Genomic DNA, 15411 nt, shown 5'->3' with positions numbered 1-15411 from the left:
GTACATGGAGATACCCACACCCTGACGAAATCAATTGTCGCGCTGATGGCATTGCGCTAGCCAGCTGTCGAGAAGTCTGCGTTGGCCGACTGGCGGCTGGTGGTTCACCACTCCGGAGCACCGGCGCCTGCGACGGCACGCAACGGAGCGGTGGCGAACTCCGTAAGGCCCTGCGCCGGAGTGATTGCGGCCGCGAAATCGAGCTGGGTGCGGGCTCTTTCGGGGCTCGCGACGATATGACGGACGTCGCCGGGGCGGTATTCGCCGGTGACGACGGGGGGTTTGCCGTCGTGGGCGCGTGCGAGCAGCTCGGCGACCTCGCGGATGGTGATGGGGGTGCCCGATGCGATGTTCAGCGGCACGAATCCGGGGAGCGGGCGGTGGACGGCCGCCACATTGGCCGCAGCGATATCGCGGACGTGCACGAAATCGCGCATCTGGGCGCCGTCCTCGAACACCCGCGGCGCCTCCCCGGCCTCCAGCGCGGACCGGAAGATGGCGGCCACGCCGGAATACGGTGTGTCCCTGGGCATATCGTCGCCGTAGACGTTGTGATATCGCAGCGCGGTGACCGTGCCGCCGGTGGCCGCCGCCCAGGCGCCCGCGTAATGTTCCTGTGCCACCTTGCTCGCCGCGTACAGGCTGCGCGGGCGCAGCGGACTGTCCTCGTCGATCGCCGCCCAGCGCAGCGGATCGCCCGTGGCGGGATCGAGATGGTCGAAGATGCCCCGGTCCAGTTCCGCCCGGTCGCGCGGGGCGGGCACGACCGGCACGGAATCGGCTGTGCAGTAGCGTCCCTCGCCGTACACGACCATCGACGAGGCCAGGACCAATCGGTGCACCCGGGCCTGTGCCATCGCCGCGAGCAGTACCGCGGTGCCGAGGTCGTTGTGGCTCGCATAGGCCGGCGCGTCGGCCGCGCTGACCCCAGCGCCCACCACTGCGGCCTGGTGGCATACGACGTCGATGCCCTGCAGCAGCGCGGCAACGGCCTCGGGATTGCGCACGTCGACCCGGTGAATGCCGTCGGGTGTCGCCGCACCGGCGCCGTGCGCGGCGGCGAGCATCAGGTCGGCCGCCACCACCTCGTCGCCGGCGTCGGTCAACGCTCGGTGGATGTGGGATCCGATGAAACCGGCCGCGCCGGTGAGAAGTACCCGCATCGGTCAGGCCGCGATCGGTCGCAGGGAGGTCATGCTTCGATCTTCGTTGTCCTCAGAGGGATCGGGGGTATCGAACCGCCATCCGTAAGAGATTCGTCATACGCGGATCGCCTGCGGACTGTCTCGCGGCCGGGCGCCGTAGTGCTGCGATCGACCGGGCGCCGTTGCTGGGCGGGACGAGGCGTCGCTTGGGCATGCCGCCTCGGATCGGTTCGTTGAGGACCGGAGCCGACGCGGCGGCGGGTCGGAGGTGCGGCCCCGTCGATTCAGGCGGCGTAGCGGCCGAGGGCGGGCTCGAGCAGGTCGAAGACCTGTTTGGCCTCGGTGACGATGGTGTCGGTGAGGCGCTTTCGGGAGAAACCGGCCAGGGTCATCTCCTGGACCCGCTCGAACAGCAGGCGGTGGGCGGCGCCGAGTTGGGCTGCGGCCGAGCGGCGGAGGATGTCCGGTCCGGGCAGTGCCCGCGCCAGCGCGCGTTCGCGTAGCTCGTGCAGTTCGCGCAGCCGGGCGGTGAGGGTGGGGCTCTCGGCGATCATGCGACAGAAGTCGCGGTCCGCGAACCCCGCGGAGGCGTGGTGATCGATTGCGGCGGCGTGGAATTCGCGGCGCAGGGCGGTCAGCGCCGACTCTCCGGGCGCCCGGGCGGCGACGGTCGCGGCCAGCGATGCCACGAACTCGTCGTGATAGTCCAGCGCCAGATCCTCCTTGCGCGGAAAGTAGTTCGTCACGGTCTTCTTCGCGACCCGCGCCACCTCGGCGACCTCGGCGATGGTGGTCGCCTCGAAGCCGCGTGCGATGAACAGGCGCGTGGCGTGATCGGAGATCGACTGGCGGGTCTCGCGCTTCTTGGACTCGCGGAGTCCGGGCGGTGCGCTGCTCATGGGGAGAATTTACCACAGTACTAGAAATACTCTTGACGCAATGAAGGGGATTGTCATAATCTTACGTCGGTAGTAAGAATATGGTTCGGTTGCCCGGTGGCGACTGTCACGTGAAAGGTGCTTCCCGTGCGCAAGATTCGGTTTTCACCCCGCCCGGAAGTTGCCGAGGCTCTGCGCCCGATCCCCGGTCCAGGGCAGTTGCTGGTCCGCACCGAGCTGGCCGGAGTTCACGCCGGGCTCGTGCGCATGCTTGCCGCGGGTGGCGGGGCGGATCCGGGTGGCGAGACCATCGGCACCGTCGTGGCCGCGGGGGAGGGCGTGCCCGGCTCCTGGATCGGCAAGATCGTCGGCGGGGTCGTCTTCGAGGGTGTCTATGCCGACTACGTGCTCGCCACCCCGGCACTGGTCACCGAGATTCCGACCGGCATCGACGGTGCGGACGCACTCGCGGTGGTGCGCGGCGGGCTGGTGGCCATGGGGGCGCTGCGTGCGGGGCGGTTCGAGAAGGGGGAGTCGGTGCTCGTCACCGCCGCCGCCAGCGGCAGCGGCCATCTGGCGATTCAGATCGCCCGCGCGCTGGGCGCGGCGCGCGTCGTGGCGGCGGTAGGGTCGCCCGACAAGGCGGAGTTCGCGCGCGAGTGCGGGGCGGACGCCGTGGTGGGTTACGACGGGCCGTGGGGCGATCCGGTCGATGTCGTACTGGACGGTGTCGGCGGCGAACTCGTGCGGCGCGGGGTGGAATCCCTTGCGCCACACGGCCGCCTGGTGGCCTACAGCGCGGGTGGTGGCTCGGTGGACGCGGGCAGCCTGCTCGCGGAACTGAAGACGGTCACGGGATTCTCGGTGGGACTGCTCAGTCGCGCCCACCCCGATCTCGTTACCGCCTACCGTGCGGACCTGTGGCGGTTGCTGGCCGATGGCGAGATTCGCCCGCGGCACAGGGTATTCGAATTCGCCGACATCGCCACGGCCGTCGATCTGGTCCGCACGCGCCGCAATACCGGTCGCGTCGCGGTGCGCACCGGATCACCGGATTCGGCCGGGTAACCCGGGCACCGTGGTGAAGCTCGCCATCATCGCCATGTCCTCATGCTCCAGATTGTGGCAGTGCAGCACGTAGCGGCCCGGATAATCGGTGAACCGCACGGCGATCTCGACGACCTCGGTGGCCCCCAGGTAGACCGTGTCCTTCCATCCGGCATCCGCCCGCCGCGGCGGCCCGCCCTCGCGGGAGAGCACCTGAAACTGGTTGAGATGCATGTGAATCGGATGATCCATATCGGTGACGAGCCGCCAGATCTCCAGGTCGCCGAGGCGCGGCGTCGCGATCGGCTCGGTGGGGTCGTAGCTGCGGCCGTTGATCAGCCAGCCGCTCATGGATCCGGAATCGCCCTGGCGGAAATCGAATTGGCGGGTGCGGACCGCCGCCCGGCGGTCGGGCACCGGAACCTCGGCCAGGCGGTCCGGCACGACGGAGGTATCGGCCACCCGCTCGGTGACGACGAATTGCATGACCCGGGTGGTGGTTCCGGTGCCGAGGTCGTTGTGGATGGTCACTGTGTCACCGATCGCACATCCCGAGAAGTCCAGGATCACCTCGTACCGCTCGCCGGGGGCGATGGTGACATCGTCCAGTTGCTGCGGGCGTGCGAGCAGTCCACCGTCGGATCCGATCTGCACGAAATGCCCATCGCCGTGGGGCATCTCGGCCCGCAGCCGGTACACCCGGGCATTGGAGCCGTTGATCAGCCGCAGCCGGTAGCGGGCGGTACCGACTCGATGCACCGGCCACGGCACGCCGTTCACCAGCACCACATCACCGAGTACGCCGCGCGAGAATTTCCCCCGCACCCCGGGCGTGTGCTGCGCCGTGGGATCCAGCGCCGGGTAGCTGAGTGCCCCGGACGCGTCGAACGCCCGATCGGTGATGAGTAGCGGTAGATCCCGCGCTCCGGACGGCAGCCCCAGCCCCCGTTCGGACTCGTCGGTGACCAGGTGGATGCCCGCGAGCCCGCGCCAGACCGAGGCGCCGGTGAAGTCCATCCGATGGTCGTGGTACCACAGCGTCGCGGCGGGCTGACCGGCCGGATAGATATAGTCCCGCTCGCCGGAGGAGATGTGCGCCAAGGGATCCGAGGCCATGTCCATTCCGGGCATCGCGCCCATGCCACCGGCCGGGAGCAGCAGATCGGTCGGGTAGCCGTCCGATTCGGTGGGCACATGCCCGCCGTGCAGATGCACCACCACCGGAGTGGGCAGCTCGTTGCGGTGCGTCACCACCGTGCGGCGCTCGCGCGAGGACACCAGCATCGGTCCTGGGAAGGTGCCGTTGTATCCCCAGATCGGAGTCGAATATCCCGGCAGGATCGTCGCATTCGCGCGGCGCTGCACGATCCGGTAGTAGTCGGTGTCCGCATCGCGTCGGATCGGCGCCAGCGCCTCGGGCACGGTCAGCGGCAGCGTGAACGGCTCCGGCAACCGGGCGGCGCTGGTGAGGTGCACGCGGTCGGCGGGGGAGTCGGCCGTGAACTCCCATGCTCCCACCGCCGCCACCGCACCGGCCGCAGCGGTGATCCGGAACAGCGCCCGCCGGGTGAATCGCGGATTCATCTGCGCTCCAACTCGATTCGTCCAGCGGGGCGCCCCGGCGGCTCGATGCCGGGTCGTTCCTCGGGGTCGGGGCGCGGCTGCTCGTCGATCCCTCCGGTGGGCTGATCCCCGCCCTGCGTACCCGGCGGCCGCCAGGTCTGCATCGTGACCACGACGAGTCCGGCGATAAGTGCTACGCCGAGTGGAATGTGTACGGCGAGTATCTGCTGATGTCCCAGCGCAATCTCGACGCCCGTCACGACGGTCACGGCCGCACACCGTGCCGCGGCGCGCCCGGGTGCTGCTCCGAATCGCCAGGCGATCGCGAAACACACTGTCATGAACAGCATTCCGGCCGCCATGACCATACCGTTCAGCGCATGGGCGTCCAGGCCGTCGTAGCTGCCGGCCATGAATCGCCCAGCGAAGATCGCCTGGGCGAACCCGTCCAGGGTCATCAGGGCCGTCACGCCGCGCAGGAACGGCTGCCACGCGCGGTGTGCACCGACCCCGCTCACGCGGTCCGCCGCGCGCTCAGCAGCCATGCGGGAATGGCCGTTTCGTCATCCGATCCGGGCAGCTTGCCGAGCATGTCGACCGCGCGCAGTTCCTCGACGACCCACCCCGCCGAAAATGATTCGCGCAGTTCGGATTCGGCAATCCGCCGCGGCCCGGGGCCGGGTGGAACCGCATCGCTGACCGCCAGAATGTGGACGGTCCCGCCGGGCGCGCAGGCGCGGCGCAGTGCGGCGACATACCGCGACCGATCGGTGTCGCCGAAGGTGTGGAACAGGCCCGAGTCGACGACACTGTCGAAATCGCCGTCGTAGCCCGGCAGGTCGCGGGCGTCGCAGACCGCGAACGTGGCCGCGAGCCCGCGCCGGGCCGCTTTGCCCCGGGCATGCTCGATCGCGGTCTCGGCGGCATCGACGCCGGTGACGAGGTGTCCACGCGCGGCCAGATGCAGTGCGTTGTCGCCCGTTCCGCAGCCGGCATCGAGCACGCGGTGGCCGAACGCGCCGGTTCGAGCCAGCTCGACCACCGGCGGCTGCGGTCGCCCGATATCCCATCCGGCCGCGCGGATGGCGGTGCCGTCGGGCGGCTGCGATCGGTATACGGATTCGAAGTAGACGTCGGGATCCGGAGGGGGTGTGGTCACGGAAGCTCACCTCAATAGTTCATATTTCCGAATAGTTCAGAAGTTTGAACTTGTATGCTGTGTGCTGTCAAGTGGATCGCGGGCGTCGGGCAGATGACGCGCGGTGGCCGGCCGTGATCGGAGGAGAGGGAGGCGCGCATGGAGCAGAAGCCGGTGCCCGATGGGGATGCGTCGACGGTGAGCGTCGAGCAGCGGCGGCGACTCGCGACGCTGGTACCGCTGATCTCGGCGTACCTGCGGCGCGCGCGCCATGACATGTCACCGGCGATGCGGCAGACGTTCGAGTCGGCGGGATTGGGACCGCGGCACGGCGCGGTGCTGATGTGCGTGCTGTCCTCGGGGCCATCGAGCGTCAGCGAGGTCGCGCGGCAGCTGGGGCTCGGGCTGACCAATGCCAGTCAGCTCAGCGGGGAGCTCACCCGCGCGGGTCTGCTGGAGCGTCGCAGCGACCCGGCCGATCACCGGCGCACCCTGCTGTCGGCCGCGCCGGAGCACCGGGCCGCGTTCGAGGAATTCCTGGCGCGCCGCGGTGCGGCGCTGTTCCGTGCGATGGGGCGGCTGACGCCGCAGGAGCAGGACGGTTTCATCGCCGGCCTGCAGGCCTGGGTCGACGAGATCGCCGTGGGGGAAGCGCGGGACTGACTTCCCGGACTAGAGCACCGCCTGCGTCTGGGTGATCTTCGCGACGAGTTTGTCCGCGTCGTCCCGGATTTCGGTCTCGACCACGATGAACGTGCGCCCGGCGTGCAGCGGCCGCGCCGTCGCCAGCGCATACCCCGAGCGCACCGCGCGCAGGAAGTTCGTCTTCGACTCCACCGTCGTCGTGCCCTGTTTGCCCTCCGGGAGATTCAGGAAGGCGCAGACCGCCGCGGTGGAATCCGCCAGTGCCATGAGCGCTCCGCCGTGCATCACTCCGCCGAGCGTGCACAGGTCCTCCTGCCAGGCAAGACGGCTGCGCACCACCTCGCGCCCGTGCTCGAGCACCTCGACGCCGAGCTTCTCGGTGAACGGCATCGTCGTGTGGAACAGCTGTGTCCCGGCGGTATCGATCATGAAACGAGCTTGCCGCATTCAGTGCCCCGAGTCGATTACTTCGGGGGTAATCGTCCGTCACACCAGATCGTCGAATTCTCCCGCGCGGCAGCCGAGTATCCACGCGGACATTTCGGCGTGGGTGAACAGGAGCGTGCCTGCCTCGGGGCGATTGCTGTTGCGGACCGCGATCATTCCGCCCGAGAGCGTCGCGCATTCAACGCAGTGTCCGTCGGGTCCGCTGAAACTTGACTTGCGCCAGGCGATCTGGGCTGGACCTGCCGCGTTGACTGCATCGGAGTTGGTCATGATGTCCCTCCATGGGCATGTTGGCGGGCGAACCGCGCAACGCGAACGGTCACGGCGCCGATGGGTGCGAGCGGAAGGGTCGTGGGCGACCTTGCGAAGCGAACCGGGGGCACTTCGCGTTTTCGCGCACGACGAAGCCGAGCGTCAGCCTCGACAGTCGTGGGGTTGTGCAGGTCACGGCGAGGGCTGACCGGTTCGCAGCCTCGCGGCGCGCTGCTGATGTAATTGTTCCCATTCGGCTGCCTGGCTAACCATCCCCCGATGCCGTGTCATCCGCGGACTTCGGGAATCACGCCACCCGGTGTGGGAATCACGCCACCCGATGGGCGCCGGCCGACGGAATCGCCACGAATGTGCGCGGTTCGGCGAAATCCGCCGCCCGGAAGCGATTCTCGATCGCCCTCACAGTGGCAGCCGTGCGATCGGCGTCGACCAGCGCGATGATGCTGCCGCCGAATCCGCCGCCGACCATCCGCGCGCCATGGGCCCCGGCCTCGAGTGCGGCCTCGACGGCCGCATCCAGCTGGGGCGTGGAAATCTCGAAATCGTCGCGCAGCGACGCGTGCCCGGTCGTGAGGATCGGGCCGATCTCGCGCGGATCCCGGCCCCGCCGCAGCATGTCGACGACCTCGAGCACCCGGGCGTTCTCCGAGACGATGTGGCGGGCTCGCTTGCGCGGCGCTGGCGCCGGAATCTGCTCGACCGCAGCGATATCGGTGATCTCGCGCAGCGAGCGCACGCCGAGGGCGGCCGCGGCCTCCTCGCATTCGCGGCGGCGATCGGCGTAGCCGCCGCCCGCGTGGTGATGCGGGGTGTTGGTGTCGGCGACCAGCAGCGCCAGCCCGGCCGCGGCCAGATCGAACGGGACTTGGGCGTGCTCGCCCTTGCCGAAGTCCAGGAACAGCGCGTGCCCGGCCGTGCAGAGCACCGACGCGGACTGGTCCAGCGTGCCGGTGGCCGCGCCGACGTACGAGTTCTCCGCGGCCCGGCCGATATCGATGAGCTCGGCATCGGTGACCGCCCCGGCGAACAGGTCGCGCAGGGCCACGGCCACCGCACATACCACCGCCGCCGAGGAGGACAGTCCGGCGCCGACGGGTACCGCGCCGTCCAGCATGAGCTCCACGCCGCCGATCGACCGGCCGCGCCGGGAGAACTCGTATACGACCCCGAGCGGATACCGGACCCAGCCGGCCACCGTCGAATCCGCAAGTCCGGCAACGGGTTCGCTGATGAGTTCGCCGGGGTGCTGGCGCGAGGAGACCGTCACCGTCCCGTCGGAGGTGGCGCGCGCGGTGCAGCTCACCACGTGCGGCAGCGCGATCGGCAGCGCATACCCGTCGTTGTAGTCGGTGTGCTCACCGATGATGTTGACCCGCCCGGGCGCCACCCACACCCCGCGCTGTATCGCATTCATGATGTTGCGACCTCTCGCAGTTCGGCCGCGACCGTCTCCGGCGTGGTATCGCTGACGAAGACGTTCATGCCGGATTCGGACCCGGCCAGGTACTTCAGCTTCCCGGGCGCGCGGCGAATCGAGAACAGCTGCAGGTGCAGCCACCAATCATCGCGCGCTGCACCGGATTTCGGCGTGGGGGCCTGATTCCACGCGGCGATGTAGGGCATCGGATCGTCGAAGCGGTGCGCGAAGCGGCCCAGCACGTCCAGGTACAGTTCCGCGAACGCGTCGCGCTGGGCGTCGTCGAGCTCGGGAATGTCGGCCACGCGGCGGTGCGGATACAGCTGCACCTCGTACGGCCAGCGCGCGAACGGCGGCACGAAGGCGGTCCACTCCTCGTTGGCCGCGACCACCCGCAGCCCGGCCGCGCGTTCGGCGGCCAGTACATCGCCGAACAGGTTGGTGCCGTGGGTTTTCCGGTACTGCGCCACATTGGCCGAGATCTTGGCGACGCGCGGGGTGACGAACGGGTACGCGTAGATCTGCCCGTGCGGATGGGACAGGGTCACTCCGATCTCCTCGCCATGGTTCTCGAAGCAGAACACCTGCCCGACGCCGTCGAGCTCGGCCAGTTCCGCGCTGCGATGGGCCCACACGTCGACCACCAGCCGCGCCCGTTGCCGATCCAGCTGGGCGAAGGACGAGTCGTGAACGCTGGTGAAGCACACCACCTCACAACGACCGTATCCGTCGCGAAGCGGTGTGAGTGGCGAACCCTGCACCGTGGCAGGCCAATCCATGTGGTCGGTGGACAGCGAGGGGAACCGGTTCTCGAAAACAGCTACCTGGTAATCGGATTCGGGAACCTCGGTGGCTCGTTCCGGCGTGGACGGGCACAGCGGGCACATGTCCGCCGGCGGCAGGAAGGTCCGGGTCTGCCGATGCGAAGCCAGCACCACCCATTCGCCGAGCAGCGGATCGAAGCGCGCCTGTGAATGCGTGGTGGTCTGCGGCAGATCGCGGGTGTCGACCGCGGTGCGGGACACCGGCTCCCGATCGAAATAGCGGATCTCGCGCCCGTCCGCGAGCGTGCGGCGTGTGGTGATCACCGGGCGGCTCGATGGGTAAGCAGGGGGGACGGTGAGCCGACGGAGCTTGCGTAGTCGGCGGGGTGGGTAAGCACACTGGTGTACTTGTGCTCGTGTGCAAACGGCGCCATGACAACCTCCGATCGGGACGCGTGAGACTCGGTCCGGAGAGTACACGGGATGTATGTGAGCGCTCACATCGGGTCGCGGACACAACGCCGCCCGGGGGTCCGGGCGGCGTGCCGGAACGGGGAATTTCGGGCGGATGAGCCCCGGTCAGTACTCGCTGCCGAACAGCCCGCCCGGCCCGTAGGAGCCGGTGTTGGGCGGTGGCGGCACCATGACCCAGGCGCCGCAGTTGACGGCCTTGAAGCCGACGTCCGTCGCCTTGATCATGACCCGCACCGGGTTGCTGTGGGTGATGTCGCTCGCCACGATGTACCCGTTCGGATCGGCGTGGTCGCCGGGACCGGCGATCTTCCACAGGCGCTGCCAGTAACACGCGTGCACCGGGTCGTGAGACCCCGCCGACTGATAGATGCCGGGGGTGATATCGATACCCACCCGGTAGATCCCGTCACCGGGCATCGCCGTCGCCGGTGCGGCGCTGGCGGTTCCGGTGGCGAGCAGCGTCGCGGCGGAGGCCATGGCCCCCGCGACCGCGAGCGTGCCTGAACGCACGACGTTTCCTCCTGAAGCTAGGGTGGCGCCGCCGAGCGCGGGCGGCCCCGGGAGTTTCCGGTGCTCCCGGGGTTGGTCTATCAGAATTGCTCGCGCCGGTTGCTCGAATCGGCGAAATTTGTGATCGGTCCGCACCGTGCGCTGTGTCGGCCGGTTGATACCCACTGTGTCGCGACGGCGATAGACACCACGAAGTCGTTGCAGTTCCGGGGACTGCTCGCGATATAGAGGCATGACTGCTCTGCGAGCCCTCGCCCCGGAGACCGCGTGCGGCGCCGGCTGTGCGCACCTGTGTAACGACGAAGGTCTGGCGGCCGTCCTCGCCGCCGACGGTGCGCTCCTGCAGTGGCGGGCCCGGCGCAGCCTGGGCGATCCGGGACTGGCCGAACACGCCGTGCAGGAGACGCTGCTGCGGGGCTGGCGCGCATGCGGCACCTACAGTGCGGCCCGGGGCAGCGTGCGCACCTGGCTCCTGGCGATCGAGGCCAATGTGCTCACCGACATCGCGCGCATGCGGGCGGTGCGGCCGGTCGAGACCAGTTGGGAGGCCGATGAGCGGCCGGTCGACATCCGATGCGCGCGCCCGGATTTCACCGAGCGTCTGGCCGACGGCATGCTCGTGGACGAGCTGCTGGCGCGGCTGACGGTGCCGCAGCGCGACGCGGTGGTCCAGGTGATCCTGCGAGATCGCGCGTATCAGGACGTGGCCGACGACCTGGGGGTGCCGGTCGGCACCGTCAAGACCCGGGTGCACTACGCGCTGCGCTCGCTGCGGCAATTGCCCCGCCCGGCGTGACAATGCTCGATCATGGTGCGGGCCCCGAACATGATCGTGAACTGGTCCGATGCGGACGACGGCGCGAGTAGGGTTGCCCTGAACCGAATTCGGCCCCGATACGTTTGTCGAGGTAGTCGCTGCGTTTCGGCACGCCGCATCACACGTAGGGAGTTATGCCGATGACCCGTCACGACCTTTCCGCAGGTCCCGTCGATCGCCGCACCGCCCTGGCCGGGGCGGGCGTCACCGCGGCGGCGCTGACCCTGGCCGCCGCCTGCAGCTCGAACGACTCCTCCGCGCCCGCGGCCTCCTCGGCGACCGTTGCCCCGGCGGCATCGGGCGCGCCGGCCGCGCCCCCCGGTGCGCTGGTATCCACGGCCCAAGTCCCGGTCGGGGGCGGGGTCATCGTCGGGGACACCGTCGTCACCCAGCCCACCGCGGGCACCTTCGAGGGGTTCTCCACGACCTGCACCCACGCCGGATGCAAGGTCAACCAGGTCGTCAACGGCCTGATTCAATGCCCCTGCCACGGGAGCGAATTCCATCTGGACGGCAGTGTTGCCCGCGGCCCGGCGAGCCGCCCGCTGGATGCCCACCCCGTCAAGGTCAGCGGCGACAGCGTCATCCGGGCATAACGGATGCCGAAATGTTGCGGAAGACTGAGAATCCGAGGGGCGTGCGAGACAGTGAACTCCAACACCGTTATGCTCACCAGTAACAACCGCAACAGCAGTAACAGCTAGGGCGGTATCGCGCCCCAGCTGTGCTCCTGGAACCGTCAGACGGTGCCAGCACGGATTTGGAGGGCGTTGTGTTCTCTCGCCAGCTGTTATGCCGCACACCGAATATCGCCCGGGCCGGAATGTGCCTGGTCGTCACCGCGGCCGCCGTCACGGCGGGCCTGGCCCCGGCGGCCTACGCCGCCCCGGTCCCGCCGGATGTGGCGACTAAACTCGCAGGTAAGACTGTATTTTTGGACCCCGGGCATCAGGGGCCCAATCACACCCAGAATCTCGCCAGGCCGGTCAACAACGGCCGTGGCGGTACCAAGGAGTGCCAAACCACCGGAATGACCGCGCTCGACGGCACGCCCGAGCACACGATCAACTGGCGGGTTGCCAGCCTGGTCAAGCAGTCGCTCGAGGCGCTGGGCGCCCGGGTGGTGATGAGCCGTCAGGACGACACCGGGTGGGGTGGCTGCGTCGATGAACGCGCCGCGGCGGCCAACCGATCGGGTGCGGACATCGCGATCAGCATTCATGCCGACAGCGCACCCCCGCAGGACCGCGGATTCCACATGATCGTTCCGCAACTGCCGGTTCCGAACGCCAAGGTCAACCAGGTGCAGGCCGGGGCCGGGATGGCCGCGACCAAGGCCGTTCGGGACGCCTACGTGAAGGCGGGGTTCCCCGAGGCCACCTACGCCGGCGCGGTCAACGGCCTGCAGACCCGCTCCGATATCGTCGGGCCCGCGCTGACCGAGGTGCCCGACGTCTTCATCGAGATGGGCAACGGGGCGAACAAGGACGACGCCGCGCAGCTGGTCTCCAATGACGGCCAGATCAAGCACGCGATCGCCATCACCACCGGGCTGGTCACCTATCTGCTGGGCGGACAGCCCTCGAGTGGTTCCGCGGACAGCCGGGCGGCGGCTCCGCTGCCCGGGCAGCCCAATGCGGTCCCGGCGGCGAACCTGGCTCCGGGTGCGGCGCAGGACCGGTCCCAGAGCCCCGCGCCCACCGCGGCACCCACGGCGCCGGCGCAGAGCGCGCCCAGTGCTTATACCCCCGGCACCGCGCCGCAATACCAGGCGCCGGGTACCGCGCCGCAGAACCAGTCCGCGCCTGGGGTAACGCCGCAACCGGGCACGAACATCACCCCGGGTACCCAGACCCAGCCGGGCGCCGCCAATTCCACGGACCCCAACTCCGCGATGGCGACCCTGATTATCAGCGCGATCAAGCTGCTCGCCCCGCTCGGCAAGACCCTGGGCCTCGGTGATCTGGCGAATTCGGAACTGATCAACCTCGCGTACACCCTGGTGTCGACCCTGATCGGTGCGGCCGGTAACGCGGCGACCGCTGCCGCGGGTGCCATGACGAAGTAGCGTTGTCGCTCGACTCAGCGCCCTGCCGCCCGAACACAGCGGCAGGGCGCATTTGTATGCGGGTGATCGGATGGCGCGGCTCGGAACCCGGGGCGTGGCGATGTGGCAGCCGGTGGTGCTGTTCGGGCCCGGAATATGTCGGACCGGTCTGCCATTGTGATCGATGCAGTTTGTCGGCCCGGTGAGCAATCCGGGATGAGCAGTGGAGCGAGGCACGATGACCCGGCGCGGGTGGGTGTTATTTCTGGCGATGGGCGTCATCTGGGGTGTGCCGTACGCGATGATCCGCATTGCGGTGCGGGACTTCGATCCGGTGGTGGTGGCCTTCGGCCGCACCGCGCTCGGCGCCCTGCTGCTCCTGCCTGTTGCGTTGTACACCAAGGCCCTCGGGCCGGTGTTGCGGCGATGGGGCTGGCTGCTGGCCTACACCCTGGTCGAGATCACCGGACCATGGCTGCTCATCGGCTCGGCCGAGACGAAGTTGACCAGTTCGACCGTGGGGCTGCTGATCGCCGCGGTGCCGCTGATCGCGGTGGTGATCGTGGCGGTGCTGGGGCACGATCGCATCGATGCCCGCCGCATCGTCGGTCTGATCGTCGGATTCGGCGGTGTCGCAACGCTTGTCGGCCTGGGGCTGGACTTCTCCGATATGGGCGCGTTCGCGGCCATCGGAGTCACCGCGATCGGCTACGCCGTCGGCCCGGTTATCATCAATCGTAAACTCGCCGACCTGCCGTCCATGGGCGTGGTCGCGGCATCGCTGGCCCTGGCCGCGCTGATCTATGCCCCGTTCGCGGCCTGGCGGTGGCCGGTCCGGTTCACCGCCAGCGCCAGTTGGTCGGTGGTCGGTCTCGCCGTAATCTGCACTGCCGCAGCATTTCTCGTGTTCTTCGCGCTTATCGCCGAGGTGGGCCCGGCCCGCGCCACGGTCATCACCTACATCAACCCGGCAGTGGCGCTGCTCATCGGCGTCGCCCTGCTCGGCGAGCCCCTCACGGTGGGTATGGCAATCGGCTTCCCCCTGGTCATCATCGGCTCGATCCTCGGCACCGCCCGCGCCAAACGGCAACCGGCACCGCACCCCGTCGAAGTGGGTGTGGGGGAGTAGGAGCCGGCACACGCCGTCGGCCATGCTCTGGTCCGTCTCGGGTCGTAGCCGCGCAGCGGTTCGGTCCGCTGTCCGAGGCTGTCGAGCAGAAGGTGCGTGCTGCGGCGATCGAGAGGCTTGACGTGTGGGTCGGTCGGGTGTTGACCGCGACGAGTGTGGACGAGGTGCTGGCTTGACTCGGGCCTCTCGTTCAATCGGGTGACGCGTTAGGGCATTTCATCTGCGCTCGATCGCAGGCCGTTGAGTATTTGGTTCTGCATGGTCAGGTGGGCCTGGGGGCTTAGGTAGACCACGGGTGGGTAGATGAAGCCGGAGGAGTCTTCGAAGTATGAGATCGTTTCGGCTGTTGCGTGATTGAGGATTGCGCGGAGCTCGCCGGTGTTGGTGCGTTCGCGTAGGGCCGCGAGGTCCAGCAGGGCGAGGGGGGCCGTGCAGACCAGGACGGTGCCGGTGGGGAGGGTGGCGATGCGGTCTGCGTGGAGGATGTTGCGGGTTTGATCCGTCAGTGCCAGGTTGACCGAGACGAAATCGGCTTCGGCTAAGAGCGCGTCCAGCTCCTGGTAGTGAAAATCGCTGGTGTCTTTGCGATGTCGCGACCAGTAGTGCACCTCGGCGCCTAGACCTTGGGCCATTTGGGCCACTCGCGTGCCGATGGTACCCAGCCCGACGACCGCAACCCGGCTGCCCCGGAACTGGCGGGCGGGGTAGGCGAGCGGAAACAGGTTGCCCTCGCTGCGCAGTCGCCGGCCCTCGGGCAGGCCCGACGCCTGCTCCAGCATGGTCGCCAGCACGAACTGCGCCACCGGCTCGGTGGTGTAGTCCGGCAGGGTGCGCACCGTGATTCCGCGGGCGCGGGCGTAGTCGGCATCGACGACATCGAATGCGGTCGAGGCGACCTGCAGGTGACGCAGCCGCGGCGCGGCATCGATCTCCTTGCGGCCGAACGGAACCGCGAAGGCCAGCACGACCGCCTCCGCATCGGCCAGCTCGCCGACGGGATCCGAACCGCGCGGCACCGTCACCACCGTCGTGGCGAAGGCATCCAATTCCGCGCGATGCTCGGCATCCAGAACCGCCTCGACCCCGCCGATGATCACAATCTTCCCAAAGCTCACAC

17 protein-coding genes are annotated in these 15411 nt (G+C 68.8%); 6 read left to right on the top strand and 11 right to left on the bottom strand.

What is annotated here, in order from left to right; all coding sequences use genetic code 11:
* Positions 1-104 precede the first annotated feature (104 nt).
* Entirely contained in the window at positions 105-1163 is a 1059-nt protein-coding gene (locus tag KO481_RS27500; RefSeq protein WP_215921257.1) for an NAD-dependent epimerase/dehydratase family protein, read from the bottom strand.
* A gap of 266 nt (positions 1164-1429) precedes the next feature.
* Entirely contained in the window at positions 1430-2044 is a 615-nt protein-coding gene (locus KO481_RS27495; protein ID WP_215921247.1) for a TetR/AcrR family transcriptional regulator, read from the bottom strand.
* 126 nt (positions 2045-2170) lie between these two features.
* Here KO481_RS27495 and KO481_RS44440 point away from each other — a divergent pair, with 126 nt between their 5' ends.
* Entirely contained in the window at positions 2171-3091 is a 921-nt protein-coding gene (locus KO481_RS44440; RefSeq protein ID WP_215921246.1) for a quinone oxidoreductase family protein, read from the top strand.
* On the opposite strand, the gene KO481_RS27485 is transcribed toward KO481_RS44440, so the two are convergent.
* Genes KO481_RS27485 through KO481_RS27475 form a run of 3 tightly spaced genes read right to left on the bottom strand, consistent with a single transcriptional unit; the run spans position 3071 to position 5792 of the window.
* A complete protein-coding gene (locus KO481_RS27485) occupies positions 3071-4654 on the bottom strand; it encodes a multicopper oxidase family protein (RefSeq protein ID WP_215921245.1) in 1584 nt (527 codons plus the stop codon). The two genes, KO481_RS44440 and KO481_RS27485, sit on opposite strands and share 21 nt — an antisense overlap.
* On the bottom strand, positions 4651-5178 hold the full coding sequence (locus tag KO481_RS27480) for a hypothetical protein (protein WP_215921244.1): 528 nt from the start codon (positions 5176-5178) through the stop codon (positions 4651-4653). Before KO481_RS27480 ends, KO481_RS27485 begins: the two co-directional genes overlap by 4 nt.
* Complete coding sequence (locus tag KO481_RS27475) at positions 5148-5792, bottom strand: class I SAM-dependent methyltransferase (protein WP_215921242.1); 645 nt, start codon at positions 5790-5792, stop codon at positions 5148-5150. The genes KO481_RS27480 and KO481_RS27475 overlap by 31 nt, the downstream gene beginning before the upstream one ends.
* A gap of 138 nt (positions 5793-5930) precedes the next feature.
* On the opposite strand from KO481_RS27475, the gene KO481_RS27470 reads away from it, so the two are divergent.
* Positions 5931-6434: a MarR family winged helix-turn-helix transcriptional regulator gene (locus tag KO481_RS27470; protein WP_215921240.1), complete on the top strand. Its 504-nt coding sequence runs from the start codon at positions 5931-5933 to the stop codon at positions 6432-6434.
* 9 nt (positions 6435-6443) lie between these two features.
* On the opposite strand, the gene KO481_RS27465 is transcribed toward KO481_RS27470, so the two are convergent.
* The 5 genes from KO481_RS27465 to KO481_RS27445 all read right to left on the bottom strand — a co-directional run bounded on the left by KO481_RS27465 (position 6444) and on the right by KO481_RS27445 (position 10301).
* Positions 6444-6845 carry a PaaI family thioesterase gene (locus KO481_RS27465; protein ID WP_215921238.1) on the bottom strand — a complete coding sequence of 134 codons (402 nt, stop codon included), beginning with the start codon at positions 6843-6845 and terminating at the stop codon, positions 6444-6446.
* A 57-nt stretch (positions 6846-6902) separates the two neighbouring features.
* Positions 6903-7133 carry a DUF397 domain-containing protein gene (locus tag KO481_RS27460; RefSeq protein WP_215921236.1) on the bottom strand — a complete coding sequence of 77 codons (231 nt, stop codon included), beginning with the start codon at positions 7131-7133 and terminating at the stop codon, positions 6903-6905.
* A gap of 310 nt (positions 7134-7443) precedes the next feature.
* Entirely contained in the window at positions 7444-8550 is a 1107-nt protein-coding gene (galK, locus tag KO481_RS27455; protein ID WP_215921235.1) for a galactokinase, read from the bottom strand.
* A complete protein-coding gene (gene galT / locus KO481_RS27450; protein WP_215921234.1) occupies positions 8547-9641 on the bottom strand; it encodes a galactose-1-phosphate uridylyltransferase in 1095 nt (364 codons plus the stop codon). Before galT ends, galK begins: the two co-directional genes overlap by 4 nt.
* A gap of 255 nt (positions 9642-9896) precedes the next feature.
* Positions 9897-10301, bottom strand: a complete 405-nt coding sequence (locus KO481_RS27445) for an Rv1352/Rv1906c domain-containing protein (RefSeq protein ID WP_215921233.1) — start codon at positions 10299-10301, stop codon at positions 9897-9899.
* A 232-nt stretch (positions 10302-10533) separates the two neighbouring features.
* Here KO481_RS27445 and KO481_RS27440 point away from each other — a divergent pair, with 232 nt between their 5' ends.
* The 4 genes from KO481_RS27440 (at position 10534) to KO481_RS27425 (ending at position 14294) form a co-directional block, all read left to right on the top strand.
* Positions 10534-11097 carry a sigma-70 family RNA polymerase sigma factor gene (locus KO481_RS27440; protein WP_215921232.1) on the top strand — a complete coding sequence of 188 codons (564 nt, stop codon included), beginning with the start codon at positions 10534-10536 and terminating at the stop codon, positions 11095-11097.
* Between the two features lie 161 nt (positions 11098-11258).
* A complete protein-coding gene (locus KO481_RS27435) occupies positions 11259-11714 on the top strand; it encodes a QcrA and Rieske domain-containing protein (protein WP_215921230.1) in 456 nt (151 codons plus the stop codon).
* A 176-nt stretch (positions 11715-11890) separates the two neighbouring features.
* Entirely contained in the window at positions 11891-13186 is a 1296-nt protein-coding gene (locus tag KO481_RS27430; RefSeq protein ID WP_308166802.1) for an N-acetylmuramoyl-L-alanine amidase, read from the top strand.
* Positions 13187-13403: 217 nt separating this feature from the next.
* The gene (locus tag KO481_RS27425; protein WP_215921228.1) at positions 13404-14294 is read left to right on the top strand and encodes a DMT family transporter; all 891 of its coding nucleotides are present in this window, start codon (positions 13404-13406) and stop codon (positions 14292-14294) included.
* Between the two features lie 206 nt (positions 14295-14500).
* On the opposite strand, the gene KO481_RS27420 is transcribed toward KO481_RS27425, so the two are convergent.
* Positions 14501-15409: a 2-hydroxyacid dehydrogenase gene (locus KO481_RS27420; protein ID WP_215921226.1), complete on the bottom strand. Its 909-nt coding sequence runs from the start codon at positions 15407-15409 to the stop codon at positions 14501-14503.
* Positions 15410-15411 lie beyond the last annotated feature (2 nt).

Source organism: Nocardia albiluteola (genome assembly GCF_018860155.1).
Taxonomy (GTDB): Bacteria; Actinomycetota; Actinomycetes; order Mycobacteriales; family Mycobacteriaceae; genus Nocardia; species Nocardia albiluteola.
This window is presented reverse-complemented; position numbering and strand designations above follow the sequence as displayed.